21 protein-coding genes are annotated in these 25,239 nt (G+C 62.0%); 13 read left to right on the forward strand and 8 right to left on the reverse strand.

Features of this window, described 5'->3' with window-relative positions; all coding sequences use genetic code 11:
- The first annotated feature begins 258 nt into the window (after positions 1-258).
- The 10 genes from AKL28_RS18280 to AKL28_RS18325 all read left to right on the forward strand — a co-directional run bounded on the left by AKL28_RS18280 (position 259) and on the right by AKL28_RS18325 (position 10,027).
- Complete coding sequence (locus AKL28_RS18280) at positions 259-1,275, forward strand: patatin-like phospholipase family protein (RefSeq protein ID WP_050469590.1); 1,017 nt, start codon at positions 259-261, stop codon at positions 1,273-1,275.
- A 93-nt stretch (positions 1,276-1,368) separates the two neighbouring features.
- Complete coding sequence (locus tag AKL28_RS18285) at positions 1,369-2,274, forward strand: alpha/beta fold hydrolase (RefSeq protein ID WP_050469591.1); 906 nt, start codon at positions 1,369-1,371, stop codon at positions 2,272-2,274.
- A 149-nt stretch (positions 2,275-2,423) separates the two neighbouring features.
- On the forward strand, positions 2,424-3,266 hold the full coding sequence (locus tag AKL28_RS18290; protein WP_050469592.1) for a 3',5'-nucleoside bisphosphate phosphatase: 843 nt from the start codon (positions 2,424-2,426) through the stop codon (positions 3,264-3,266).
- Positions 3,267-3,342: 76 nt separating this feature from the next.
- On the forward strand, positions 3,343-4,218 hold the full coding sequence (gene htpX, locus AKL28_RS18295) for a protease HtpX (protein WP_050469593.1): 876 nt from the start codon (positions 3,343-3,345) through the stop codon (positions 4,216-4,218).
- A 75-nt stretch (positions 4,219-4,293) separates the two neighbouring features.
- Positions 4,294-4,929: an L-threonylcarbamoyladenylate synthase gene (locus AKL28_RS18300; protein ID WP_050469594.1), complete on the forward strand. Its 636-nt coding sequence runs from the start codon at positions 4,294-4,296 to the stop codon at positions 4,927-4,929.
- Between the two features lie 90 nt (positions 4,930-5,019).
- Entirely contained in the window at positions 5,020-5,682 is a 663-nt protein-coding gene (locus tag AKL28_RS18305; protein ID WP_050469595.1) for a site-2 protease family protein, read from the forward strand.
- A gap of 30 nt (positions 5,683-5,712) precedes the next feature.
- The gene (locus tag AKL28_RS18310) at positions 5,713-6,912 is read left to right on the forward strand and encodes a tryptophan--tRNA ligase (RefSeq protein ID WP_050469596.1); all 1,200 of its coding nucleotides are present in this window, start codon (positions 5,713-5,715) and stop codon (positions 6,910-6,912) included.
- A gap of 172 nt (positions 6,913-7,084) precedes the next feature.
- Positions 7,085-7,963: a 4-hydroxy-tetrahydrodipicolinate synthase gene (dapA, locus tag AKL28_RS18315; RefSeq protein ID WP_050469597.1), complete on the forward strand. Its 879-nt coding sequence runs from the start codon at positions 7,085-7,087 to the stop codon at positions 7,961-7,963.
- 58 nt (positions 7,964-8,021) lie between these two features.
- Positions 8,022-9,206 (forward strand): outer membrane protein assembly factor BamC, encoded by a 1,185-nt coding sequence (gene bamC / locus AKL28_RS18320; RefSeq protein ID WP_050469598.1) that lies wholly within the window; start codon positions 8,022-8,024, stop codon positions 9,204-9,206.
- A 35-nt stretch (positions 9,207-9,241) separates the two neighbouring features.
- Positions 9,242-10,027 carry an MBL fold metallo-hydrolase gene (locus tag AKL28_RS18325; RefSeq protein ID WP_050469599.1) on the forward strand — a complete coding sequence of 262 codons (786 nt, stop codon included), beginning with the start codon at positions 9,242-9,244 and terminating at the stop codon, positions 10,025-10,027.
- A gap of 426 nt (positions 10,028-10,453) precedes the next feature.
- Here AKL28_RS18325 and AKL28_RS25110 read toward each other — a convergent pair whose 3' ends face one another.
- Positions 10,454-10,711 carry a hypothetical protein gene (locus AKL28_RS25110; protein WP_082221567.1) on the reverse strand — a complete coding sequence of 86 codons (258 nt, stop codon included), beginning with the start codon at positions 10,709-10,711 and terminating at the stop codon, positions 10,454-10,456.
- A gap of 328 nt (positions 10,712-11,039) precedes the next feature.
- A complete protein-coding gene (locus tag AKL28_RS18335; RefSeq protein WP_050469601.1) occupies positions 11,040-12,161 on the reverse strand; it encodes a cupin domain-containing protein in 1,122 nt (373 codons plus the stop codon).
- Between the two features lie 229 nt (positions 12,162-12,390).
- Between AKL28_RS18335 and AKL28_RS18340 the strand changes: the two genes are divergently transcribed.
- Positions 12,391-12,930: an FKBP-type peptidyl-prolyl cis-trans isomerase gene (locus tag AKL28_RS18340; RefSeq protein ID WP_050469602.1), complete on the forward strand. Its 540-nt coding sequence runs from the start codon at positions 12,391-12,393 to the stop codon at positions 12,928-12,930.
- Positions 12,931-13,043: 113 nt separating this feature from the next.
- Here AKL28_RS18340 and AKL28_RS18345 read toward each other — a convergent pair whose 3' ends face one another.
- From AKL28_RS18345 to AKL28_RS18365, 5 genes are all read right to left on the reverse strand, one after another.
- Positions 13,044-13,970 carry a hypothetical protein gene (locus AKL28_RS18345; protein ID WP_156226399.1) on the reverse strand — a complete coding sequence of 309 codons (927 nt, stop codon included), beginning with the start codon at positions 13,968-13,970 and terminating at the stop codon, positions 13,044-13,046.
- A gap of 43 nt (positions 13,971-14,013) precedes the next feature.
- Positions 14,014-16,719: a DNA mismatch repair protein MutS gene (gene mutS / locus AKL28_RS18350; RefSeq protein WP_050469603.1), complete on the reverse strand. Its 2,706-nt coding sequence runs from the start codon at positions 16,717-16,719 to the stop codon at positions 14,014-14,016.
- 501 nt (positions 16,720-17,220) lie between these two features.
- Positions 17,221-18,804: a DHA2 family efflux MFS transporter permease subunit gene (locus tag AKL28_RS18355; RefSeq protein ID WP_174525355.1), complete on the reverse strand. Its 1,584-nt coding sequence runs from the start codon at positions 18,802-18,804 to the stop codon at positions 17,221-17,223.
- A gap of 32 nt (positions 18,805-18,836) precedes the next feature.
- The gene (locus AKL28_RS18360) at positions 18,837-20,069 is read right to left on the reverse strand and encodes an HlyD family secretion protein (protein ID WP_050469604.1); all 1,233 of its coding nucleotides are present in this window, start codon (positions 20,067-20,069) and stop codon (positions 18,837-18,839) included.
- A gap of 5 nt (positions 20,070-20,074) precedes the next feature.
- Entirely contained in the window at positions 20,075-21,619 is a 1,545-nt protein-coding gene (locus AKL28_RS18365) for an efflux transporter outer membrane subunit (protein ID WP_082221568.1), read from the reverse strand.
- 254 nt (positions 21,620-21,873) lie between these two features.
- Between AKL28_RS18365 and AKL28_RS18370 the strand changes: the two genes are divergently transcribed.
- Complete coding sequence (locus AKL28_RS18370) at positions 21,874-22,476, forward strand: TetR/AcrR family transcriptional regulator (protein WP_050469605.1); 603 nt, start codon at positions 21,874-21,876, stop codon at positions 22,474-22,476.
- A gap of 191 nt (positions 22,477-22,667) precedes the next feature.
- Positions 22,668-23,867 carry a branched-chain amino acid ABC transporter substrate-binding protein gene (locus AKL28_RS18375; protein WP_050469606.1) on the forward strand — a complete coding sequence of 400 codons (1,200 nt, stop codon included), beginning with the start codon at positions 22,668-22,670 and terminating at the stop codon, positions 23,865-23,867.
- A gap of 25 nt (positions 23,868-23,892) precedes the next feature.
- Here the strand turns inward: AKL28_RS18375 and guaD are convergent, their stop codons facing one another.
- On the reverse strand, positions 23,893-25,194 hold the full coding sequence (gene guaD / locus AKL28_RS18380; RefSeq protein ID WP_050469607.1) for a guanine deaminase: 1,302 nt from the start codon (positions 25,192-25,194) through the stop codon (positions 23,893-23,895).
- Between the last annotated feature and the right edge of the window lie 45 nt (positions 25,195-25,239).

Genomic DNA, 25,239 nt, shown 5'->3' on the forward strand with positions numbered 1-25,239 from the left:
CCCGGAGGGTTCGGATGAGAAGGGGCGCATTGCGGCGTTGCGGCGCTTGCGCAGGGCACCACCCTGCGCGGCGCACCGCGCCTTGCACTGCACCCCTTCTCATCCGAACGCGGGGGCTGAAAGAGTACATAACACGCTCTGGTGTGTTATACCATGCTTAGTGCAGTGCAGCATAAACTTGTCCGATGACAGAAAAATGACATATCGGCAGGACAATAGTGTATCCGGCGGGAGGACATTGAGTCTCGAAAGGACATCATGCAAAACAAGATTGTCAGTCTGGCCCTGCAAGGCGGCGGTTCGCACGGCGCCTTCACCTGGGGCGTTTTGGACGGTTTGCTGGAAGATGGCCGCCTCGCGTTCGAGGGTATCAGCGGCGCTTCTGCAGGCGCCATGAACGCTGTGGTGATGACGCAAGGCTATGTGCAGGATGGCCGTGAAGGCGCGCGTGCCGCGCTGGAACGTTTCTGGACCAGCCTCTCGACACGCGAGCCCTTCGATTTCATCCAGCCCGATGTCGCTGCGGCCGTGGCCAATCCCGCTCCCATCCCGGGCATGCGGACCTTGCTGGCGATGACGCGCTTTTTCTCCCCTACACAGTTGAACCCGCTGGACATCAATCCCCTGCGCGACATCCTCATCGAGCAGGTCGATTTCGAACGGCTGCGCGAGCAGCGCGATGTCAAGCTGTTCATCGCCGCGACCCAGGTCAGCACCGGCATCCTGAAGATTTTCCGTAACCGTGATCTGTCGGTAGATGTGCTACTGGCTTCGGCTTGTTTGCCTTCATTCCATCGGCCGATCGAGATCGATGGCGAGGCCTATTGGGATGGCGGCTTGACCGCCAATCCACCGATCTTTCCGTTGCTGCATGCCTGTTCCGCGCGCGACGTGATGGTGGTGCTGCTGCATCCTAGCCGGCGTGCGGGTACGCCGGCCACCAGCCATGACATCGGCCAGCGTCTCTCCGAGATCAGCTTCAGCTCGGCATTCTTCACCGAACTGAGCGCACTGGCGCTGGCCAAGCGCGAGGCTGAGAATTCCGCGGTGGCCTTCGGTTCGCTGGAGCGGCGCCTGCGCCAGCTCAACATGCACATGATCGACGCCAATGAGCTGATGGAGCAATTGACCAACCTCTCCAAGCTCAATACGCAAGCCAGCTTTATCCGCAGCCTGCACCAGCAGGGACGCGAGCGGGCATCGGAGTGGCTGGAGCAGAATTTTGCGCGTATCGGCAAGGAGTCCACCTTCGACCTGGGGCGTTTCCTGCAATAAGCGGCTTAGGCGCCGATATGCGCACTTCACGCACGATCGTTCTAATTTGTCTATACTCTGCTGCTTCATCCATGCAGCACGACAGAGACGACCATGACCCAGCCTCGCGCCAACGATAAACCATCCCGATCGGAATTCCTGCAGGTGCGCGGCCTGCGCTACCACGTGCGCCACTGGGGCAATCCCGGCGCGCCGAAGATCTTCATGCTGCATGGCTGGATGGATGTCTCGGCCTCGTTCCAGTTCATGGTGGATGCGCTGCAGGGCGACTGGCATGTGATCGCCCCCGATTGGCGTGGTTTCGGTTTGTCTGAACGCACCCATGCCGATTCCTACTGGTTCCCCGATTACCTGGCGGATCTCGACGCCATCCTGGCGCACTATGCGGGCGAGGAGGCCATCGACTTGCTGGGCCACAGCATGGGCGGCAATGTCGCCTCCCTGTATGCCGGCGTGCGGCCGCAGCGTATCCGCCGGCTGATCAACCTGGAAGGTCTGGGCCTGCCTTCGGCCAAGGCCGAGCAGGCGCCGGGCCGCTTCGCGCAATGGATGGACGAGGTGCGCAACCGTCCGCTCATGCGTGGCTACGATTCGCTGCAAGAAGTGGCGGCACGGCTGCAAAAGAACAATGCGCGGCTGTCCGACGAGCGCGCCGCCTTCCTGGCGCCGCATTGGGCGGCGCAGGATGCGGCCGGCCTCTGGCAGATACTGGGCGATCCGGCGCACAAGCAGGTCAGCCCCATCCTCTACCGGGTCGATGAAATGACGGCCTGCTGGAGCCGCATCGCGGCGCCGGTGCTCTGGATCGAAGCCAAGGAGAGCGACATCTGGCGCTTCTTCGGCCAGCATGCGTTGATGCGCGACGAAATCGATCGCCGCATCGGCTTCATTCCGAAGGTGCAGGTAGAGATGGTCGGTGACGCCGGCCACATGCTGCACCACGACCAGCCTGAGCTGCTGGCGACGCTGATCGAACGCTTCCTGGCCCAGCCGGCCTGAGGCTGCCGTGCCGTGGCATTGCGTCTTCGTGCGGCGACGCCGCACGTCGATGCGCGGTACAATGGATAACGTTTCCAGCCTGTTTTGCAGCTTGTCTGACCGGTGGTGGCCATAAGCGACCAGCCCGGTATCCAGCCTGCTCTATCCTTATGTCCCAGCTCAAGTTCGACCTGCATTGCCACTCCAACGTCTCCGACGGCCTGTTGCCGCCGGAAGGGGTGGCGGCGCGCGCCAAAGCCAATGGCGTGGATGTATGGGCGCTGACCGACCACGATGAACTGGGCGGTGTGGCGCGCGCGAGGGCGGAGGCCGAGGCACTGGGCATGCACTACGTGGCCGGCGTGGAAATCTCGATCACCTGGGCCGGGCAAACGGTGCATATCGTGGGATTGCGGGTCGATGAAACCAATCGTACGCTGATCGAGGGTTTGGCCGCCACGCGTAACGGCCGTGAGCGCCGTGCGCGCGAGATCGCGAGCGAGCTGGAAAAGGTTGGCATCTGCGGCACCTTCGACGGCGCGCTCAAGCATGTCGGCAACCCGGATTTGATCTCGCGCACGCACTTCGCACGTTACATGGTCGAAGCAGGGCACTGCGCCGATACCAGAGAGGTATTTGCCAATTATCTCACCGAGGGCAAGCCGGGCTACGTGCCTCATCGCTGGGCCACGCTGAAGGAATCGGTGGACTGGATACGCGGCGCCGGCGGCGTGGCGGTGATCGCCCACCCGGGGCGCTACAAATATACGCAAACGCAATTCGGCGCGTTGTTCGACGAATTCAAGCAATTGGGCGGCGCCGCCATCGAAGTCAATACCGGCAGCCATACGCCGGAGCAATACGAGGAATATGCGCAGATAGCGCGCAGTTACGGTTTCCTGGCCTCGATGGGGTCCGATTTCCACGGCCCGGGCGAATCGCGGGTCGATTTGGGCGGTTTGCCGCCGTTGCCCAAGGGCCTTACGCCTGTGTGGCATGACTGGGGCTTGTAAGCCGGCTGTTGCCAACTCTTGAATTTCCGGTAGAGAATCCTATCTAATAACCACTTTCCCGATAGGAGTTTTCCCAATGAAACGAATCTTGCTGTTTATTGCGACCAACATTGCCGTGCTGGTTGTGATGAGCGTCATCTTGTCGTTGCTGGGCGTGGATCGCTTCCTCACACAGGCCGGCCTGAACCTGCCGATGCTGCTGGTGTTTTCGCTGGTGGTCGGCTTCACCGGGTCGATTATTTCCTTGCTGATGAGCAAGAGCATGGCCAAGTGGTCGACCGGCGCGCGCGTGATTGAAACGCCGGTCAACGGTACCGAGGTCTGGCTGGTCCAGACCGTCGGCACGCTGGCCCAGCGCGCCGGTATCGGCATGCCCGAGGTGGCGGTGTACGATGGCGAACCCAATGCCTTTGCTACCGGCGCCTTCCGCGACTCGGCATTGGTGGCGGTGTCCACCGGGCTCTTGCAAAGCATGACCAAGGACGAGGTGGAAGCGGTGCTGGGCCACGAAGTCGCCCACATCGCCAATGGCGACATGGTGACCATGACGCTGATCCAGGGCGTGGTGAACACCTTCGTGGTCTTCCTTTCGCGCGTAGTCGGTTATTTTGTCGACTCGGCCTTGCGCCGCAATAATGATAATTCCGGTCCCGGTATCGGCTATATGGTGACCGTGATGGTGTGCCAGATCGTATTCGGTATCGGCGCCTCGATCATCGTGGCCTGGTTCTCGCGCCAGCGCGAATTCCGTGCCGATGCCGGCTCGGCGCGCCTCTTGGGCAGCCCGCAGCCGATGATCCAGGCACTGGCGCGACTGGGCGGCTCCAGTCCCGCCGGCCTGCCGCAGTCGATGGCGGCCATGGGCATCAGCGACAAGCCGGGCATCATGGAGCTGTTCTCGACGCACCCGCCGTTGGAGCAGCGTATCGCGGCCCTGCGCGGCCAGCGTTAACATAAGCAAGCGACAGGAACGGCGGTGGCGACACCGCCGTTTTGCATTTTTCGGATATGAGTTGAAAGTGATGTCATGAGTCAGTTTTTCGAAATCCATCCCGACAATCCTCAATTGCGCCTGATCAAGCAGGCGGCGCAGATCATCCACAAGGGGGGGGTGGTCGCCTTGCCGACCGATTCCTGCTATGCGCTGGTCTGCCAGCTGGACAACAAGGACGCAGTCGAACGCGTGCGCCGTATCCGCGGCGTGGACGACAAGCATCATCTGACGCTCCTGTGCCGCGACTTGTCTGAAATTTCCCAGTACGCCAAGGTCGACAACCGCCAGTACCGCTTGCTCAAGGCCGCCACGCCGGGCGCCTATACCTTCATTCTGGAGGCCACCAAGGAAGTCCCGCGCCGCCTTTCCCACCCCTCGCGCAAGACCATCGGCCTGCGCGTGCCGCAGAACCGTATCGCCCACATGCTGCTGGAAGAGCTGGGCCAGCCGCTCCTGGGCACCACCCTGAACCTGCCGGACGACGAATTGCCGCTGACCAACGCCGACGACATCCGCGCCCAGCTGGAAAAGCAGATCGAACTGGTGATCGACAGCGGGGCCTGCAGCCTGGAGCCCACCACGGTGATCGACCTCACCGATGACAACGAAGTGGTGCTGGTGCGCCAGGGTCGGGGCGATGCCAGTATCTTCGGCCTGCAGGCGGCCTGAGCGCCTGTCCGCAATTCCCCAGCAGGGCCGGGTTCCGAAGTTTTGGAATTTCCCCGGCCCGGTCTTGCCTCTCTGATAAAATCCCCGCCCATGAACGATCTCATCCAGACTGTCGCGGTGTATGCGCTTCCCGTTTTGTTCGCCATTACACTGCACGAGGCAGCGCACGCCTACGCGGCAAAGTTTTTCGGTGACAACACGGCGTATTCGATGGGGCGCATGAGCCTCAATCCGCTCAAGCACATCGACCCCTTCGGCACCATCCTGATCCCGGTACTGCTGTATTTCGCTACCAGCGGCGCCTTCCTGTTCGGCTATGCCAAGCCGGTGCCGATCAATTTCGGCCATTTGCGCCGTCCTAAGCGCGACATGGCCTGGGTGGCGCTGGCCGGGCCGGGCGCCAATTTCCTGATGGCGCTGCTGTGGACGCTGGTGATCTACGGGCTGGTGCTGGGCGGCGTGCAAGAGGAGTTCTTCATGCTCATGGCCAAGGCCGGCGTGCTGACCAACCTGGTCATGTTTGCCTTCAACCTGTTCCCGATCCCGCCGCTGGACGGCGGACGCGTGCTGACCAGCCTGTTGCCGAACAAATATGCGTATAAATTCGCGCAGATCGAACCCTACGGCTTTTTCATCGTGATGGCGCTGGTGCTCCTCAAGGTGATCTACACTTGGTGGATGGCGCCGGTCATGTATGCCGCAAGCCTGTTGCTGCAACTGATTACGTACCCGATCACTTTCCTGTTCCATTGAACAGCCACTGCCAAGAACACAGCCACCGCCATGTATCCTGACCGAGTCGTCTCCGGCATGCGCCCCACGGGCGCGCTGCATCTGGGCCACTATCACGGCGCCCTGAAGAACTGGGTGAAGTTGCAATCCGAATTGCCTTGCCTGTTCTTCGTCGCAGACTGGCATGCGTTGACCACCCACTACGACGATCCGTCCGTCATCGAAACCAGTACCTGGGAAATGGTGATCGACTGGCTCGCTGCCGGCGTCGACCCTTCGCAGTCGACCCTGTTCATCCAGTCGCGCGTGCCCGAGCATGCCGAGCTGCACCTGCTGCTGTCGATGGCCACGCCGCTGGGCTGGCTGGAGCGCGTGCCGACCTACAAGGACCAGCAGGAAAAGCTGTCCGACCGCGACCTGGCGACCTACGGCTTCCTCGGTTATCCATTGCTGCAGGCCGCCGATGTGCTGATCTACCGCGCCAGCCAGGTGCCGGTAGGCGAGGACCAGGTGCCGCATATCGAAATCATGCGCGAGATCGCGCGCCGCTTTAACCACCTGTACGGCAAGGAAAAGGGTTTCGAAGAGAAGGCCCGCGCGGCCGTCAAGAAACTGGGCGGCAAGCGCTCCAAGCTGTATCTGGAACTGCGCACGCAATTCCAGGAGAAGGGCGATGACGAAGCGCTGGAGCAGGCCAAGGCGATGCTGGACGATGCGCAGAACCTGTCGATGATCGACCGTGAGCGTTTGTTCGGCTACCTCGAAGGCAGCCGCAAGCTGATCCTGACCGAGCCGCAGGCGCTGCTGACGGAAGCGTCGCGCCTGCCGGGGCTGGATGGCGCCAAGATGTCCAAGAGCTACGGCAATGCCATCGCCCTGCGCGAAGACAAGGAATCGGTCACGAAAAAGGTGCGCACCATGCCGACCGACCCGCAGCGCGTGCGCCGCAGCGATGCCGGAGATCCGGACAAATGCCCGGTATGGCAATTCCACATGGTGTATTCTCCGCCTCAGGTGCAGGAATGGGCTGCCAAGGGGTGCCGTTCAGCCGGGATCGGTTGCCTGGAATGCAAGCAGCCGGTAATCGATGCCATCTTGCAAGAGCAGCAACCGATGCTGGAACGGGCGCAGCCTTACCTGGACGACCCGTCCCTGGTGCGGGCGATTGTGGCCGATGGCTGCGAAAAGGCGCGTAAATTGGCGCAAGACACCATGCGCGACGTGCGCGAGTCGATGGGGCTGGGGTATTGATGCCGAAGCGGAAAGGGCTGTGCAGCCCTTGTCCACATGCCGGAAAGCTTACGTCCGGTCCGGTTTTTTTACTTCCGCTTTCATCTATCCGCCCCGCGAATTGACCGATCCCGGCCTCTATCCGCTACAATCGGTCTTTTATTTCTGACCATACTTCAAAAGTACGCACATCATGATCAAGGGTAGCATTGTTGCAATCGTCACTCCCATGCATCCGGACGGCAGCCTCGATTTCGACGGCCTGCGCAAACTGATCGACTGGCACATCGCCGAGGGAACCGACAGCATCGTCATCGTCGGCACTACCGGCGAGTCGCCCACTGTTTCGATGGAAGAACACTGCGAACTGATCAAGGTCGCGGTGGAGCATACTGCCAAACGCATTCCCATCATCGCCGGCACCGGCGGCAACTCGACGGCTGAGGCCATCGAACTGACCGAGTTCGCCAAGAAGATCGGCGCCGACGCTTCGCTGCAGGTCGTGCCTTACTACAATCGCCCGACCCAGGAAGGCATGTATCTTCACTTCAAGAAGATTGCCGAGTCGGTCGACCTGCCGGTCATCCTGTACAACGTGCCAGGCCGCACCGTGGCCGATATGAGCAACGAAACCATCCTGCGCCTGGCGCAAGTGAAGGGCATCGTCGGCGTCAAGGACGCCACCGGCAACATCGGCCGCGGCACCGACCTGATTCGCCTGGCGCCGAAATCGTTCGCCATCTATTCCGGCGACGACCCGACCGCGATTGCTCTCATGCTGTACGGTGGCGCCGGCAACATCTCGGTTACCGCCAACGTCGCGCCGCGCGACATGCATGAACTGTGCGTGGCTGCCATGGGCGGCAACATCGCGCGTGCGGTCGAACTGAACAACAAGCTGCTGCCATTGCATAACAAACTGTTTGTCGAACCCAATCCGGTGCCGCTGAAGTGGGCCATGCAGGAGATGGGTTTGATCGGTTCCGGCATGCGCTTGCCGCTGGCGCCGCTGGGCGCCGGCTTCCACGATACCGTGCGCGCGGCTTTGCGCGAGTCGGGTGTATTAAAATAACGGACTTGGCTGCTTCGGCCGTCTTCTGAAAAACGATCCCGCTTTCAATAGTAACGATATGACTAATCGCAAGAACGTTCGTCCTGTAGTCCGCACCGCGTACAGTACTCTTACCCAACGCAGCATCGTCGTCGCACTGGCTCTCGCGGCACTCGCAGGATGCTCGTCGGTTGGCAGCATACTCGAAGGCGACCGTATCGATTACAAGAGCGCGGAAAAGGCTCGCGGCCCACGACTGGAAGTCCCTCCCGACCTGACTCAGCTCCAGCGCGACAACCGCTATTCGATCCCCGAGGCAAACAAGGGCGTGGCTACCGCTTCCGGCTATACGCTGGAGCAACAGACCAAGCCGACGGCTGAAGTCGCCTCCGTGGCGCCGCAAGCCAACGGCAGCGACATCCGCATCGAGCGCGACGGCACCCAGCGCTGGCTGGTGGTCAAGCAGTCGCCCGAAGTCCTGTGGCCGCAGATCAAGGATTTCTGGCAGGACAGCGGTTTCCTGATCAACATCGAATCGCCGGACACCGGCGTGATGGAAACCGACTGGGCTGAAAACCGCGCCAAGATCCCGCAAGACTTCGTGCGCAACACACTGGGCAAGGTATTCGACTCACTGTACTCGACCGGCGAACGCGACAAGTTCCGCACCCGCCTGGAGCGCGGCCCGAACGGCACCACTGAAATCTTCATCAGCCACCGCGGCGCCGAAGAAGTGCTGACCGGCTCGGCCAAGGAAACCTCGGTATGGACCGCGCGTCCGTCCGACCCGGGCCTGGAAGCTGAATTCCTGGCGCGCCTGATGGTGCGCCTGGGCGCCGAAGAAACCAAGGCCAAGGCTGCCGTGGCCAATGCCCCGTCGCTGCAGGCGCGTTCCAAGCTGTTGAAGAGCACTTCCGGTTCCAGCGTCCAGGTCGATGAAAGTTTCGACCGCGCATGGCGCCGCGTCGGCCTGGCACTGGACCGTGTCGGCTTCACAGTGGAAGACCGCGACCGCACCCAAGGTACCTATTTCGTGCGCTATGTCGACCAGAACCAGGACGCCAAGGACAAGAAGGATCAGGGCTTCTTCTCGCGCATCTTCTCCAGCTCCAAGGATAAGGACAAGACCGCCGCCAAGTACCGCATCGTGGTCAAGGGCAGCGGCGACAGCAGCAACATCGTGGTCCAGAACGGCGAAGGCAAGCCTGAGGTCTCCGATACCGCTGACAAGATCCTCGGTCTGTTGAACGACCAGCTGAAGTAAGTCGATGTAATGGCAATGCGTTATCGGGGCCGCACATGAAGTTCGCGAGCCTCGGTAGCGGCAGCGAAGGCAATGCGCTGCTGATTTCGGCCGCAGCCGGCTCAGATCGTCCCAATGCGGGGACGACCGTGATGCTGGACTGCGGCTTTGCTTTGCGCGAGACCGAAAGGCGCATGCTGCGCGCCGGCATCGATCCTTCGGATATTTCCGCCATCGTGGTGACCCACGAACATTCCGATCATGTCAGCGGCGTATTCAAGTTCGCACGCCGTTACCGTATTCCTGTCTGGCTCAGCTACGGAACCTATCAGGCAATCGCGGACCATGCCGCCGATGTCGACATCCAATTGTGCGCAGACGGCCAGAAGATCGCCATCGGCGACCTTGAACTCACTCCCTACACCGTGCCGCACGACGCACGCGAACCAATCCAATACATCGCGAGCGATGGCGACCGGCGCCTTGGTGTGCTGACTGACGCCGGGCAATCGACATCGCACATGATCCAGGCATTGGGCGCCTGCGATTCGCTTCTTCTCGAATGCAATCACGATCGCGCCATGCTGGAGAATTCTTCTTATCCGGCTTTTCTCAAGCGCCGCATCGGTCGGGCGTATGGACACCTGGCCAATGAAACCAGCGCCGAGATCCTGCAGTTGCTCGACAAGAGCCGCCTCAAGCATGTGGTCGGCGCTCACTTGAGCCGCCAGAACAATACTCCCGAACTGGCCCGCGCAGCCTTGGAGAGCATCCTTGGCAGCAGCTTCGGTGGTATCGATATCGCCTGCCAGGACGAGGGTTTCGGCTGGCTCGACGTGTAAAGAAAAAGCGAGCAGGTCAGTTGTCTGTCAGCTTTGTCGAAAACATCCCTGAAACATTCTGTTGCGATTTCATGTCGGGTTGCACCTTCGGCTTGCCGATATCCGATGTCTTTTTCCTATCCCGATACAAAGGCAGGAATTCTCATGCAGGCATTGAGGGCAAGAAGCCAAATGGGCAGTGACTGGATTAAACGGAAGTGAAGGGGCCGTGAAGGGCGCTAAATGCGCATGTCAGGACTTTGTCAGGGCTGGTGAGGAAGAAGGGTGTCCTGGCCGTAAAAATGCGTCAGGGCTGTTCTATTGAAGGATAGGAGGGACCTTTGTGCGCCGCCTGATCTGCCGATGGTGATCGGAGAGATGCATGGACAAAATTGCGGACGAAAAAAAACCGGTCCTGAGACCGGTTTTTTGAAAATAATCTGATGATTATTTTGCCGGAGCAGCGTCAGCTGGCTTAGCAGCGTCAGCAGCAGGAGCAGCGTCAGCCGGCTTGGCGGCGTCAGCAGCAGGAGCAGCAGCGGCGTCAGCAGCAGGAGCGGCAGGCGCAGCAGCAGGAGCTTCAGCAGCTGCAGGTGCAGCAGCAGGTGCTTCAGCAGCAGGTGCTGGTGCAGGAGCTTCTTCCTTCTTACCGCAAGCAGCCAGGGCAACAGCCAACAACGAAGCGATCAACAGAGTCTTTTTCATGAATATTCCTTCAATATTTAAAAATTGTGCGATGAATAATTACCGGTAATTATCGCTCTACAGGAGGCTCTCGCCGTACTTGGAAACCTTGCGGTTTCGTTTCGGTTCTTGCTTCTTTTTACTGCCGAAACTTGCTCGGACAACGAAAACTTTCCAGCCCGTCATTATAGCTATTTTTTGCCGAAATCACACCGAAATCATTCTTTTTCGTAAGAATTTGTAAGTTCTTACAATTAAAACCATGAGGCCGGAGGGCCTTTATCCAAGCCGTTTTCCGTCGATTGTCGAATGGTCAATCCGGTGTGTTTTGGGGAGATTTTGAAGCAAATCAAGAGAACTCTATCCACCCGCTTTCATGCCATTGATGCAGGGCTTCGAGCAGGTCTTCCGAGGCGTCTGCGAATTCCGATTTTTCCAGCCGGCGATGGTTGGCCAGTTTCATGAGGATGGTTTTGTCGGCGCGTCCGACCTGGAACGACTCGCCGTTGATGAACACGTTCGAACCGCGATAGAGCATCTGCGATTTGCGATGCAATGCCAATCCGCGCTTTTTCGCGCCCTGGAAAAAGCGAGCAAACGATAACTGCTCGGCGGGCGGTTCGAAGAACACGCTGGGTTTGGGTTCCGACAAGTGCTGGCCGAGGAAAATGGTGATGTCGTCGTCGGTGAAACGGATCTTGTTCAATTCGTCTCGCATGCGGCCGATCATGCCGGTCGGCAGTTCTGCCGGGTTGGCACTGTGCTTGAGGTCGGGATCGGCATAGCGGCCGGGCAGGTCGATGGTGTCCATCATGAAGTCGAGGAAGGACTCGCCCAGTTCCTGGTAGGCCGGCGCGCGAAATCCGATGGAATACGTCATGCATTCGCCGACTGCGGTGCCGTCGTGCGCGTAGTGCGGCGGCAGGTAGAGCATGTCGCCCGGTTCGAGCACGAATTCTTCTTCCGGCTGGAAGTTGCTCAATATTTTCAGCGGCACGCCATCTTCCAGCGACAGGTCGTCCTGTGCGCTGATGCGCCAGCGGCGCTGGCCATGCGCCTGCAGCAGGAACACGTCATAGGAATCGAAGTGCGGACCGACGCCACCGCCATCGCTGGCATAGCTGATCATCAGGTCGTCCAGGCGCGCGTCGGGGATGAAGCGGAACCGGCGCAGCAGCGCATCGGCATCGGGGTGATGCAGGTTCACGCCTTGCACCAGCAGCGTCCATGCTTTTTGCTTGAGTGCGGGCAGTTTGGCGATGGGGCCGTGTTGCATGTCCCAGCCATCCGGGCGGTGCGTGATCAGGCGCGACTCGACGTCGTCCCTCCTGGCCAGGTCGAACAGTTCTGCACGCGGCAGCGGCGCCTGAAAGCCGGGAATGGCCTGGCGGATCAGCAGTGGTTTCTTGTGCCAGTAGTCACGCAGGAATTGGGCGGGCGTGAGGCCGCCGAGCAGGGCAAGTTTTTCCATGGCGACATTATAGAACGGCGCAAAGGCGGTGCAGTTTGATGCAGGTATAATCCCGCTTTGATTTATCGAGCTTTGATTTAAGAAGAGTCCTTGCCGCGCGGGAATGGCAAGGGGGAATGCTCTTTGGCCCCACTATGCCCAGCCATGAACGGCAAGCGCCGCAGAAAGCGGCATTGAAAGCATGGCAGGCCGCTCCCGCACCCAATACCGTTAGTAAAGGACCCATACGATGAAAATCGCAAAGAACACCGTAGTCTCCGTGAAATACAAATTGTCGGACGCGCAAAACAACCTGATCGAGGAAAGCAGCGAGCCGATGGTCTACCTTCACGGCGGTTACCAGAACACGCTGCCCAAGATCGAAGAAGCGCTGGACGGCAAGGAAACCGGTTTCAACACCACCATCCAGGTCGAGCCGGAAGATGCCTTCGGCGAGTACGACTCCAACCTGGTCAAGATCGAACCGCTGTCGCGCCTGCCGCAGCCAACCGAAGTCGGCATGCAGTTCGAAGGCTCGCCGGACGATGATGGCGAAGAATCGGTCATCTTCACCGTCACCGAAGTAGCCGACGGCAAGGCCGTGCTGGATGGCAACCATCCGCTGGCCGGCATCGCGCTGCGCTTTGAATTGTCCGTGACGGAAGTGCGTGCCGCCTCCGAAGAGGAAATTACCCACGGCCACGTGCATGGCCCGCATGGACATCATCACCATCATGATGACGATGCCGGTGAAGACGGCGACCATTTCCGCAGCCACCCGCTGAGCTGATCCGGACTCCGGCTCGCTTCAAATGAAAACGCCCGCAGCATTTGCTGCGGGCGTTTTGCTTTCCGGGAGCGGGGACCTGTTCAGATCCCGGAACATGCCGGGGAAATGCGAGTTCAGCGCCGTTCGCCATCCGCATCGGCCACCGCAAACAATTGCGGCAGATGGTCGTCCACCACGATCTTCAGCCAGCGCTCTCCCGTGCCTACGCTGCCCAGGTTGCCGCTCCACAGGATATGCGGCGGGGCCTTGTTCTTTATGGTTTCGCCATGCACGACCAGTACCCGGCCCCGGTACTTGCCGGCCAGATCGGAGAAGGTGCGGCGCATCTCGGCGAAACCGTCGCGCTGGGTACGGAAAAAGGAGCGCTTTGGGGGCGAGCCAAAGGGATTACCGTCGGTGAAGAACACGATGGCGGCCGACTTTTTCAGGGCAGCGAAGGCGAACAAGTGCTGCAGCCAGTTGCGGTTGGCGATCAGGCGGTCTTCGAACTCGTTGTTGCGGCCGCCGTCGAGCAAAAAGTGGTTGTTGCCGGCCGGCAGGTTGACGGTGGCGAACAGGACGTTGCCGACCTCCCAGCGCGAATTCTCTGCATAGCTGCGGAACTTGGCCGTGAGCGATTGGCGCAGCAGCGGCAGCTTGCTGGCGCCGAAAGAGAATTCCCCGGTGTAGAACAGTTCGCGCATGCGCGCCAGGCGCTCGATGGCGTCGGAACGTTGTTCGTGGTCTCGGCAGGAAATCCAGTCGCTGGCGGCCAGCGACATGATCACGCCATTTTGCGCGTGCGAGAGGATGTCATGCCGCTGGCTGTACAGCGCATCGTCGCAAGGCTCGGAAGGCGATTTGATGCCGTTGACCACGACGAAGGCCAGATTGTCGGCATCGGTTTCGGCAATTGCCCGGCGCAAGGGTTCTTCTCCACTGCCGCCGGCAAACGCATGGCTGATCATGCCGAAAGCGAAGTCTTGCGGCGCTGCCGATGCCGGCCATGCCGCCAGGGCAGCGGCAACGGCAAGCAGGGCAGTGGGCAGGAAGCGTGTCATTGTCGGTTCGGCATCGGTTTCGGTCTGCGGTCAAGCCACCAGGTCAGTTGTTCCGGCTCAGTTCCTTCAGTTTGTAGAGCGCATCCAGCGCCTGGCGCGGGGTCAGCGCATCGGGGTCGATTTGCCCCAGCGACTGCAGTACGGCTTGCGCTTGCGGATCCGGTTCGACTGCAATGGGCGGCGCTTGTTCAGCCGTTATCCCATCCCCCTCCTGTGCGGCAGTGTGCACCGGTTCTTCGTCGCGTTCGATGAATTGCTGGGTACTGAACAGGTCGAATTGCGGCGTCGGCTGCATGGACTGGCTTTCCAGCGCGGAGAGGTGCTTGCGCGCGGCGCGGATTACCGGCGCCGGCACGCCGGCCAGCTGCGCCACTTGCAGGCCGTAGCTCTGCGAAGCCGGGCCGCTTTGCACTGCATGCAGGAACACGATGGTGTCCTTATGCTCGACTGCCGACAAGTGTACGTTGGCAGCGGTCGGGTGGATTTCCGGCAGTTGCGTCAGCTCGAAATAGTGGGTGGCAAACAGCGTGAAGCTGCGGGTCACATCGATCAGGTGCTTGGCGATGGCCCAGGCCAGTGCCAGGCCGTCGAAGGTCGAAGTGCCGCGCCCGACTTCATCCATCAGCACCAGCGAATGTTCGCTGGCGTTGTTGAGGATGGCGGCCGATTCGGTCATTTCGACCATGAAGGTGGAGCGGCCGCCGGCCAGGTCGTCGGCCGCGCCGATGCGGGTGAAGATGCGGTCGATCGGGCCGATCACCGCACCAGTCGCCGGCACGAAACTGCCGACATAGGCCAGCAGCGTGATCAGCGCCACCTGGCGCATGAAGGTCGACTTACCGCCCATGTTGGGGCCGGTGATCAGCAGCAGCTTGCGTTCGGCGGCCAACTGGCAGTCGTTGGCGATGAAGCGCTCGATCTGGTTTTCCACCACAGGGTGGCGACCCTGTTCGATCTGGATGCAAGGTTCGGCCACCAGCTGCGGCGCGCACCAGTTGTTGCGCGCGGCGTGGTCGGCCAGCGCCACCAGCGTGTCGAGCTGGGCCAGCGCATGGGCGATGGCCTGCAGCGTCACGATATGCGGCGCCATGTCGTTCAACAGCTGTTCGTACAGGAATTTCTCGCGTGACAGTGAACGTTCCTGCGCCGACAGCGCCTTGTCCTCGAAGGCCTTGAGCTCGGGGATGATGTAGCGCTCGGCGTTCTTGAGCGTCTGGCGGCGGCGGTAATCCTCCGGCACCTTGTCGCTCTGGCCGTTGGTGACTTCGATGTAGAAGCCGTGCACCTTGTTGTATTCGACGCGCAGGTTGGCGATGCCGGTGCGCGCGCGTTCGCGCGCTTCCAGATCCAGCAGGTACTGGCCGGCGTTTTCCGACAGGCCGCGCAGTTCGTCCAGCTCGGCATCGTAGCCGCGCGCGATCACGCCGCCGTCGCGCACCATCGCAGCCGGTTCCAGCATGATGGCGCGTTCCAGCAGGTCCAGGCATTCCACTGGTGTGGCCAGCGCTTCATGCAATTGCTTGAGCAGCGGCGCATCGGCATCGCGCGCGCACATGTCGACGTAGGCGCGCAGCGAGCCAAGCTGCTGCAGGCCGGCGCGCAAGCCCGCCAGGTCGCGCGGGCGCGCCGACAGCAGGGCGATGCGGGTGGTGATGCGTTCGATATCGGGCACTGCCGCCAGCGTGGCCGACAGGCCCGAGCAGGCATCGGTGCGCATCAGCGCATTGATGGCGGCGTGGCGCGCGCGCGCCACGGCCTGATCGCGCAATGCGTGGTGCAGCCAGTGGCGCAGCAGGCGCGAACCCATCGCGGTGCGGCAATGGTCGAGCGTGGAGAACAGCGTCGGCGCCAGCGCATTGGCATCCTGGGCGCGGATGGTCTCGGTCAGTTCAAGGTTGCGGCGGGTGGCTGCATCCAGGCCGATGAATTCGTTTTCCGATTCGACAGTAAGTGCGCGCACATGCTGCAGGCCGCGGCCTTGCGTGGATTGCGCATAGCGCAGCAGCGCGCCGGCGGCGCCGATGGCCGTCGTCAGGCCTTGCGCGCCGAAGCCGTCCAGCGTCGCTACCGACAATTGCTCCAGCAAGGCCTTCTCACTGCTGGGCTGGTCGAAATGCCAGTCGGGCACAGTCACGGCGCGATTGGGCAGCAGCGATTCGCATTGTTCCAGCTGGCTGTCGGCGATCAGGATTTCGGCCGGCGAGATGCGTTCCAGTTCCTGCTTGATGCGGGTTTCCAGCACATTGGCATCGACCGTGAACTCCATCAGCTTCAATGCGCCGCTGGCCATCGACAGCCACGATAGGCCGACCTGCACTTGCTTGCGTGGGCGGCCGCCGGCGATCTGCATCGCCAGCAGGCAGCGTTCGGCCTTTTCCGGCAGCAGGTCGGAGTCGGTCAGTGTGCCGGGGGTGACTACGCGCACCACCTTGCGATCGACCGGTCCCTTGCTGGTGGCCGGGTCGCCGATCTGCTCGCAGATTGCCACCGACTCGCCCAGCTTGATCAGGCGCGCCAGGTATTGCTCGACGGAGTGGAACGGCACGCCGGCCATCTTGATCGGCGTGCCGTTGGAAGAACCACGCTGGGTCAGCGTCACGCCCATCAGGCGCGAGGCCTTCTCGGCGTCGTCGAAAAACAGTTCATAGAAGTCGCCCATCCGGTAGAACAGCAGGGTCTGCGGATGGTCGGCCTTGATGCGCAGGTATTGCTGCATCATCGGCGTATGGGCGGCGAGGTCTTTGGTCATCAGGCTATTGGTTCCGGTCCCGAAGCTCGGGTATTGCGTGTTAGGGATTGCGTTTGCCGGGCTCGCCGTGGCGCAAGAAGCGCCCACAGCTGGCGGCAGGGAAGGCTGGCCGGGCGGTAGCGGAAAGCGCTGCGCCCGGCATGCCATAAATCAAAAATGCGGACCTGGGTCCGCATGCATGAGGTGGGATTGTACGCGCAATGGGGCGGTGCAGCCAAGCGAGGTGCGGAGCGAATGTTCTTCTGCGGGGAAAGGGGCAGAGATTAAGTCGATAGTGCGTGATCGTTACTGCTGTGCATCACGGTAGCGCTGATCCGTATATCGAGCACATCGGTCAACTTCAGTCGAACGGGAAAAATGGGAGGGGAAAAGTGTCGTGAAATCGCAAATCCCCTATTTCTGAGGTTTCGTCGTGACAAAAAAACAGGCGGTCGCTTGCGCAACCACCTGCCCAGCCCGGAGAAGGGGAGAGACCCCGGACTGTAGGGGGACCGGTAAAAATCAGTGCGCCGCCGAGGTATCGGCTACCCGCGTCGGCTTGGGCGCCAGCCAGACCGCCATGGCGGCCAGCGAGAACGAGATCGCGGCCATCATGAAGATGTGGTTGGTGGCCAGCATGATGGCCTGGTTCTGCACGGTCTGCGCCAGCGAGGCGGTGGCCTGGTCGGCCGGCATGCCGGAGGCGGTCAGCGTGTTGACGGCATCGCCCATCCTGTCCACCAGGCCGGACAGCTCGGCATGGAAGTAGGTGGCATCGTTCTCCCAGCTGGTATTGACAATGGACGTGGCGATGGCGCCGGACATGGTGCGGCAGAAACTCATCAGGCCGGCCGCCGAGGCGGTTTCTTCCGGGTTCACGGAGGACAGCGCCAGGCCGGTCAACGGGACGAAGAACAGCGGCAGCCCGATACCTTGAAGAAACAGCGGCCAGCCGATCTGGAACATCGACATGTCGGTGGTATTGAAGGCGCGCACGAAGGTCATCGTGCCCAGCCAGACCACGCCGATGCAGACCAGCTTACGGGCGTCCACGGTGGTCGACATCTTGGCCACCATGGGCGCGGTCATCACTGCCAGGATGCCGGTCAGCGCCGAGACGCAGCCTGACCACGTCGCGGTGTAGCCCATGTAGCCCTGCAGCCACAGCGGCGTGAGTACCACCGAGCCGAAGAAGGCGCCGAAGGCCAGGCAGATGGTTGTCACGCTGGCAGTGAAGCCGCGGTGGCGGAACACCCGCAGGTCGACGATGGGGTTCTTTTCGGTCAGCTCCCAGATCAGGAAGGCGATGAAGAACACCACGGCTACTACCGCCAGCAGCACGATCTCGGTGGAGGCGAACCAGTCTTTTTCCTTGCCTTCGTCCAGCATGAATTGCAGCGCGGCGACCCAGACCACCATCAGGATCAGCCCGATGCGGTCGATCGGCAGCTTGGCGGTGGTGGTTTCATAGCGCTTGAGCATGCGCCAGCCGATATAGCCGCATACCAGCGCTACCGGTACGTTGATCCAGAAGATGTAGGGCCAGCTGTACTGGTCGCACAGCACGCCGCCCAGGATCGGGCCGGCGATGGGCGCCACCAGCGTGGTCATGGCCCACAGCCCGATGGCGGCAGGCGCCTTTTCCTTGGGGAAGATGCGCAGCAGCAGGGTTTGCGAAAGCGGCATCAGCGGGCCGCCGGCCAGGCCTTGCAGCACGCGGAAGGCGATCAGCATACCCAGCGAATTGGCCAGGCCGCATAGCGCCGAAAACAGGCCGAACATCACCATCGACAGGATGAACACGCGCACCGTGCCGAAGCGGTTGGCCAGCCAGCCGGTCAGGGGAACCGTGATGGCTTCGGCCACCGCGTACGAGGTGATGACGTAGGTGCCCTGGCTGGTGGAGGCGCCAAGCGAGCCGGCGATGGTCGATACCGAGACGTTGGCGATGGTGGTGTCGAGCACCGCGATGAAATTGGCTGCCGCCAGCAGGATGCCGGCGCCGACCAGCTTGCCGCCGGTCAGCGGGGCATCGAACAGGCCCGGCGCTGGCACCGGCTTGGGCGCAGGCAGCGATCCTGCATCTGCGCTAACAGTGGATGACATGGAAAACCTCTTCTTGTCTTGTCACGCGCCGCTTACAGCGCGGCTGCCTTGCCGCTGGCATTCTGCGCGGTCTTGGGGAGAGCGTCGCCGGCCTGGACCTGGCCGCGGGTATCGATCTCGACCACCATCGACAGGCCTACCGACAGCGGACGCTGCGCCAGCTCCTTGGGATCGATCGAGATGCGCACCGGCAGGCGCTGCACCACCTTGATCCAGTTGCCGGTGGCGTTTTGCGCGGGGATCACCGCGAAGGCCGAACCGGTACCGCCGGACAGGCCGGTCACCACGCCGTGGTATTCCACCGAGCCGCCGTAGATGTCTGCCTTCATGGTGACCGGCTGGCCGATCTTGACCTTGGTCAGTTGGCCTTCCTTGAAGTTGGCGTCCACGTGCATCTGTTGCAGCGGCACCACCGACAGCAGGTTGGCGCCGGTCTGCACGCGCTGGCCGACCTGCACCTGGCGGCGTGCGACCACGCCGTCCAGCGGGGCGCGCAGCACTGTGCGTTCCAGGTCCAGCTTGGCCTGGTCGCGTTTGGCGCGCGCCAGCAGCACTTCGGGGTTGTTGTCGACGGTGGTGTCGGCGGTCAGCACGGTGCTGGCCTTTTGCGCGCCGAGGGTCGCCTTGGTGTTGGCGCGCGACTGCACTTCACTGGCTTCAGCCGCCTTCAGGCTGGCTTGGGCATTCAACAGTGCGGTGCGCGCGTTGCTCAGTTCCTCGCCGGAGACCGAGCCGGACTTGGCCAGCGCTTCACGGCGCTGCAAGTCGATTTCGGCGCGCTTCATGTCGGCCTGGGCCGACAGCAGTTGTGCGGCTGCACGCTTTTGTTCGGCTTCGCGCGCCAGCACTTGCGCGGCCAGGCCGGCATCGTTGGCGAAGAAGCCCTTGACGCGGCGTTCGGTGCGGTCGAGATCCGCTTCGGCCTGGGCCAGCGCCAGCTTGGCGTCGGAGTCGTCGATGGCGACCAGTACGTCGCCCTTCTTGACGGCTTGCGTGTCCACCACCTTGACGTCGGCCACGATGCCGTTGATGGCCGGCGTGAGCACCGAGATTTCGGTGGCGGTGTAGGCGTTGTCGGTCTCGACGTAGCGCGAGCCGATCAGGTACCAGTAGGCGCCATAGCCGATGCCGGCAATGGCAATCACGCCGCCGAAGATGGAAAAGAGCTTCTTGCGCTTTTGTGCTGCCGCTGCTGCGTCAGCGCGTTGCTTGGCCGCGTCATCCGCCGCCATGGTTTGGGTTGCCTGTGCGTCGCTGTGGGACATGATGATTAACCTTTCGCTTGCGTATCTGTCGTGTGGGATGTGCCGCTGTCGTTACTGCCGCTGTAGCCGCCGCCAAGCGCGCGCACCAGTGCGACGTCAAGGGTGAACATGCGCGAGCGCAGGTTAGAGAGTTCGCGCAGGTTGGTGATCAGCGTGTCCTGCGCGTTGAGCACATCCAGGTAATTGGCCAGGCCGCCGTTGTAGCGGTTGCTGACGATGCGGTAAGCCTCTTCGGCGGCATCGGCGGCGAGCTGGACTTTTTCGAGCCGTCCGGACAGCGCTTTTTCGCTGACGGTGACGTCGGCCACGTCTTGCAGCGCCTGCGTCACGGCCTGGTCGTAATTGGCCACGGCTTCGTCATAGCTGGCGCTGGCCGAGCGGAACTGGCCGCGCAGGCGGCCGCCATTGAAGATCGGCAGCGAGATGGCCGGGCCGATGCTGCCGATGTCGGAGCCGCGGCTGGTCAGCATGTCGATGCCCAGCGACTGGAAGCCGAAGTAGGCCTTGAGGTTGACGTTGGGATAGAAGGCGGCACGCGCCACCTTGATCTGCTTGCCGGCAGCTTCGGCGCGCAAGCGCGCGGCGACGATGTCGGGGCGGCGGCCCAGCAGGTTGACGGGGATCTGGTCCGGCAATTGAAACGGCTTGCTCATGTCCACCTTCGGGCGCACCAGCAGCAGGCCGCGGTCCGGTCCGGCACCGGCCAGCGCGGCCAGCTTGTTGCGCTGGAGTGCGATCGATTCATCGGTGGCGCGCAGGTCGGCCTCGGCCATGGCGCGGCGCGCCTCCATCTGCTTGACCGAGCCGAGCGTTTCCAGGCCATTGGCATAGCGCTGGTTGAACAGGTCGAGCGATTCGACACGCACCTTCAATGCGGCTTCGTTGGTGTCGCGCTGCGTGTACAGGTGTTCCAGTTCGGCATAGGCCGAGGCGATCGAAGTGCCCAGCGTGATGCGCGCCTGGGCGGCGTCGGCGCGGGCCGCTTCCAGCTCGGAGGTGGCCGCCGCCAGTGCGGCGCGGTTCTTGCCCCAGAAGTCGATCTCGTAGCTGAAGTCCAGCGTGGCGCGGGTTTCGTTGTTGTAGTCCTGGGGTACGAAGGCGGGCGGGATGCCGTCGTTATAGGACTGCTTCACGTGATTGAGCGAAGCGTTGGCGCTGACGTCCGGATACAGCGCCGCGCCTTGCTGCTGTGCCGCGCCTTCGGCCTTGAGCAGGCGGGCGCGGGCTACTGCCATTGAAGGGGCGCCTTGCAGCGCTTCGCCGATCAGCGCATTCAACTGGCCATCGCCATAGGCAAGCCACCATTGGTCGGCCGGCCATGCTGCCAGGGGCGTGGCGCTGGCCAGCATCTGGCCGCTTTGGTAGCTGTCGATGGCCTTGGGTTCGGCGCGCGGACCAAGGTCGGTAAAGGAGGCGCAGCCGGCCAGCGTCAGCGCCAGCAGGGCGGCGGCCGAAGCCAGCGCGGTGCGGTGCAGACGGCGTCCGGCCGGTGCGGCGACGGCAAAGCCTGGCGTCGCCGCACGAAGGGCGGGGGTGTCTGTAATGTTCATGGATGTGGATGACAACGATGATTTTAAACTGTACAGTACAGTATAGTATTGAGGTTTTAGACGCGTCAAGGGGAATTGCGAAAAATTGCTCGCATCTATGGCGATTCTGCTACGCATGGTTTTTGTCGGTGAATTTGGCGGCTTTGTCGTCCATCTGCGCCTATAATTGCGGCTTGGCACGATAAGTGTAAAAGTCAGGAAAGTTGCCCGAAGGTAGGGAGAGCAGGCAGCGACTACGCAACCCAGGAAAAGGCATGCGCAAGAAAAGTGAAGAGCGCCGGCAGGCGATGATCGATGTCGCCGCGGAAGTGTTCAACGAAATCGGTTTCGAGGGTGCCTCGATGGCGGAGATCTCGGCCCGCATCGGCGGCTCCAAGGCCACGCTGTACAACTACTTCACTTCGAAGGAAGAGATCTTCGTCGAAGTGATGCTCAAGCAGGTCGGCTGCCAGTTCGAACAGGCCTTCACCGCGCTGAACGATGAGGACGATGTGCGACTGGGCTTGCTGCGGCTGGCGCGGCATTATCTCGATATTGTCCTCAAGCCGGATGTGGTGGCGGTCAAACGCCTGGGCATGTATTACGCCGGCAAGTCCGACCTCGGTCCGATGCTCTACGAGCGCGGACCCAAGCGCGGCTGGCAGCGCATCGCCGACTTCCTCAAGGTGAAGATGGAGCAAGGCAAGCTGCACAAGGGTGACGCCTGGCTTGCCGCGCTGCAGTTCCGTGCGCTGGTGGAGGCCGAATGGGTGGAGGCGCGCATGCTCAATGTGGTGACTTCGCCGCAGGCCGCCGAATTGCAGGCCTCGACCGAGCGCGCGGTGGATGCGTTCATCTATCTGTACCAGCCGCGTTGACTGGCGCACTGTTACCGCTTTCGTTCAAGCCGCTGTTTTCAGCGGCTTTTTCATGTTGATCCCCCAAAACTTGGCCGAAGGCCAGGCAACGTACAATAAGCACTTTCGGCGCAGGCCTTGTTGTTGGCACAGCCGGAAAGGTGAATGGCACAAAGGCAACGCTTGAGGTCAAGACCGAGGGGGAGGGGAGATTGCTGAAGATTGTCAGAGACCTGCTGCGCATGGGCGCGATCGTGTTATGCGCATCGGTCGCGGCGGGTGCCGCTTGTGCGGCCAAGCCGGCAGGAAAGGAGCCGGCTGCGGCGGTCAAGCCTGTCGGAATAGGATTTGCCGGCCCGCTTGCCAACCCCATATTAAAGAGCGCGCGCGATGGTGCGTTGCTGGCGATCGAGGAGCGTAATGCCCGCCAATTATCGGCGGCCCATGGCGCGCGCCCTGCCATGCAATTTGTCCTGCTGGAGCAGGATGACCGCTCGGAATCCCATTTGGCCCAATACACGGCACAGTATTTTGTGCGCAGCGGCGTCATCGGCGTGATCGGGCACTGGTCTGCCGACGTCGCCCTGGCCGTGGCGGATACCTACGAAGAGCATGCCATCGCGCAGATGATGTTCACAGCATCGACCCCTCAATTCACCGAAAAAGGCTACAAGACGGCTTTTCGCTTGCTCAGCAGCAGCGACCGCACTGCCGCCTATCTGGCCGAGTCGGCGTTGGCTACGCTGGGTGCACGGCGCGTGGCGGTAGTGGCCAATAACTCGGCGTTTGGCCAGTCGCTGGCCAAGGCATTTATCGAGCAGATGGCGGCACGGCGCGAGCCGGCGCAAGTGGTCTATCAAACCACGGTCAGCAGCAAGACATCGGATTTCAATGCCGCCCTGCAAGCCTTGGAAGCCAGCCAGCCGGACCTGATTCTGTTCAGCGCCAATGCCTTGCAGGTAGCGCCATTCGTCAATAGCGTGGCGCGTTCGAAGCTGGCATCCTCGTTGCTGTTGACCGGCGGTTCGGTCAACCAGAAATTCTCCCTGCCATCGGGCAGCAGGATGTCGCTCTACACATTGGAGCCGGATGCGGATCTGCGGGATTGTCCTGCCTGGAAGGGATTCCTGGAGCGCTTTGAACAGCGTTTCAAGCGTCCTCCCAGCAGTTTCTCGCGCTACGCGTACAACGCCGCCAACACCTTGATGGAGGCCGCCGTGCAAGCCGGTGGCGGCGGCCCCAGGCTATTGGCCGAGCTGCGCCAGAAAAGCTACAAAGGATTGAGCGGCCCGATCGCCTTCGACAAGAACGGCAATGCCAGGAACGACTTTTACACCTTGTACCGGAACGGCGCCGCAGGCTGGGCGCCATTGAAGGAATTTTCCTCCGGCGCGGCGCCCGCTTGCCACTGAAGCGGCAAGGGGCGCCGGCCTTGCTTCAGCTCCGGCTGTGCGCCAGCTTGCCTGCGGAATAGGTCGCGGCGATGGCGCGGTCATCCCCCAGGATCGCCAGCGCGAACAACTGCTCTTCCAGGCTATCGGTGTTGGCGCTGCGGCGCGCCAGCAAAGGCGTGGCGCGCGGATCGAGCAGGATGAAATCGGCATCGCAGCCGGGCGCGAAGTTGCCGATGGTACCTTCCAGCTGCAGTGCGCGGGCGCCGCCTAGCGTAGCCAGGTAGAACATGCGCTGCGCCGGCAGGTAGGTGCCGCCCATGCGGCCGACCTTGTATAGCTCATTCATGGTCTGCAGCATCGAGAAGCTGGTGCCGCCGCCCACGTCAGTGGCCAGCGACAGCGGTACGCGCGCCTTGTCCGCATTCGCGAAGTCGAACAGGCCGCTGCCCAGGAACAGGTTCGAGGTCGGGCACACCGTGGCCGCCGACTGCGTGGCCGCCATGCGCGCGCGGTCCTCATCGTCCAGCCAGACGCAGTGCGCATACAGCGCGCGCTGGCGCATCAAGCCGTACTGGTCGTACACGTCCAGGTAGCTGCGGGCATCGGGATACAGCTCCTTCACCCATTTCACTTCATCGGTATTTTCCGCCACGTGGGTCTGGATGTAGGCGTCCGGATACTGCGCCGCCAGCTCGCCGGCCAGCTTCATCTGCTCGTGCGTCGAGGTCGGCGCAAAGCGCACCGTGATGGCGTAGTGCTGGCGTCCCTTGTTGTGCCAGCGCTGGAGCAGTTCCTCGCTCTCGCGCACGCCGCCCTCGGCGGTATCGCGCAGGAAGTCGGGCGCGTTGCGGTCCATCAGGCACTTGCCGGCTACCATGCGCAGGTTGCGCGCGTGGCTGGCTTCGAAAAAGGCATTCACCGATTGCGGATGCACGGTGCAATACACCGCCGCGCTGGTGGTGCCGTTGCGCAGCAGCTCGGCCAGGAAGAAGTCGGCCACTTCAGCGGCATGCTCGCCGTTCTCGAAGCGGCGCTCGGCCGGGAAGGTGTAGTTGTCCAGCCAGGGCAGCAGGCCCGGCGCCGGCGAGCCGATGATATCGGTCTGCGGATAGTGGATGTGGGTGTCGATGAAGCCGGGGCAGATGATCTTGCCGCGGTGGTCCTGCACCTGCACGCCGGCGGGGACCGACGTGATGAGCCGGTCGTAGTCGCCGGCCGCCTTGATCTTGCCGTCTTCCACCAGCAGCAGGCCGTCGGCATGCCATTGCGTGGCGCGCTCGTCAAAGGCGGGATCGTTGGTGAAATGCAGCAGGCTGGCGCGATAGGCTTGCATGGATGTGCTCATGGTATTTCCTCGTTGCTGGCCGCCGCGCGCGGACGAAGAAGGGCG

This window comes from Herbaspirillum chlorophenolicum (genome assembly GCF_001189955.1).
Lineage (GTDB): Bacteria > Pseudomonadota > Gammaproteobacteria > Burkholderiales > Burkholderiaceae_D > Herbaspirillum > Herbaspirillum chlorophenolicum.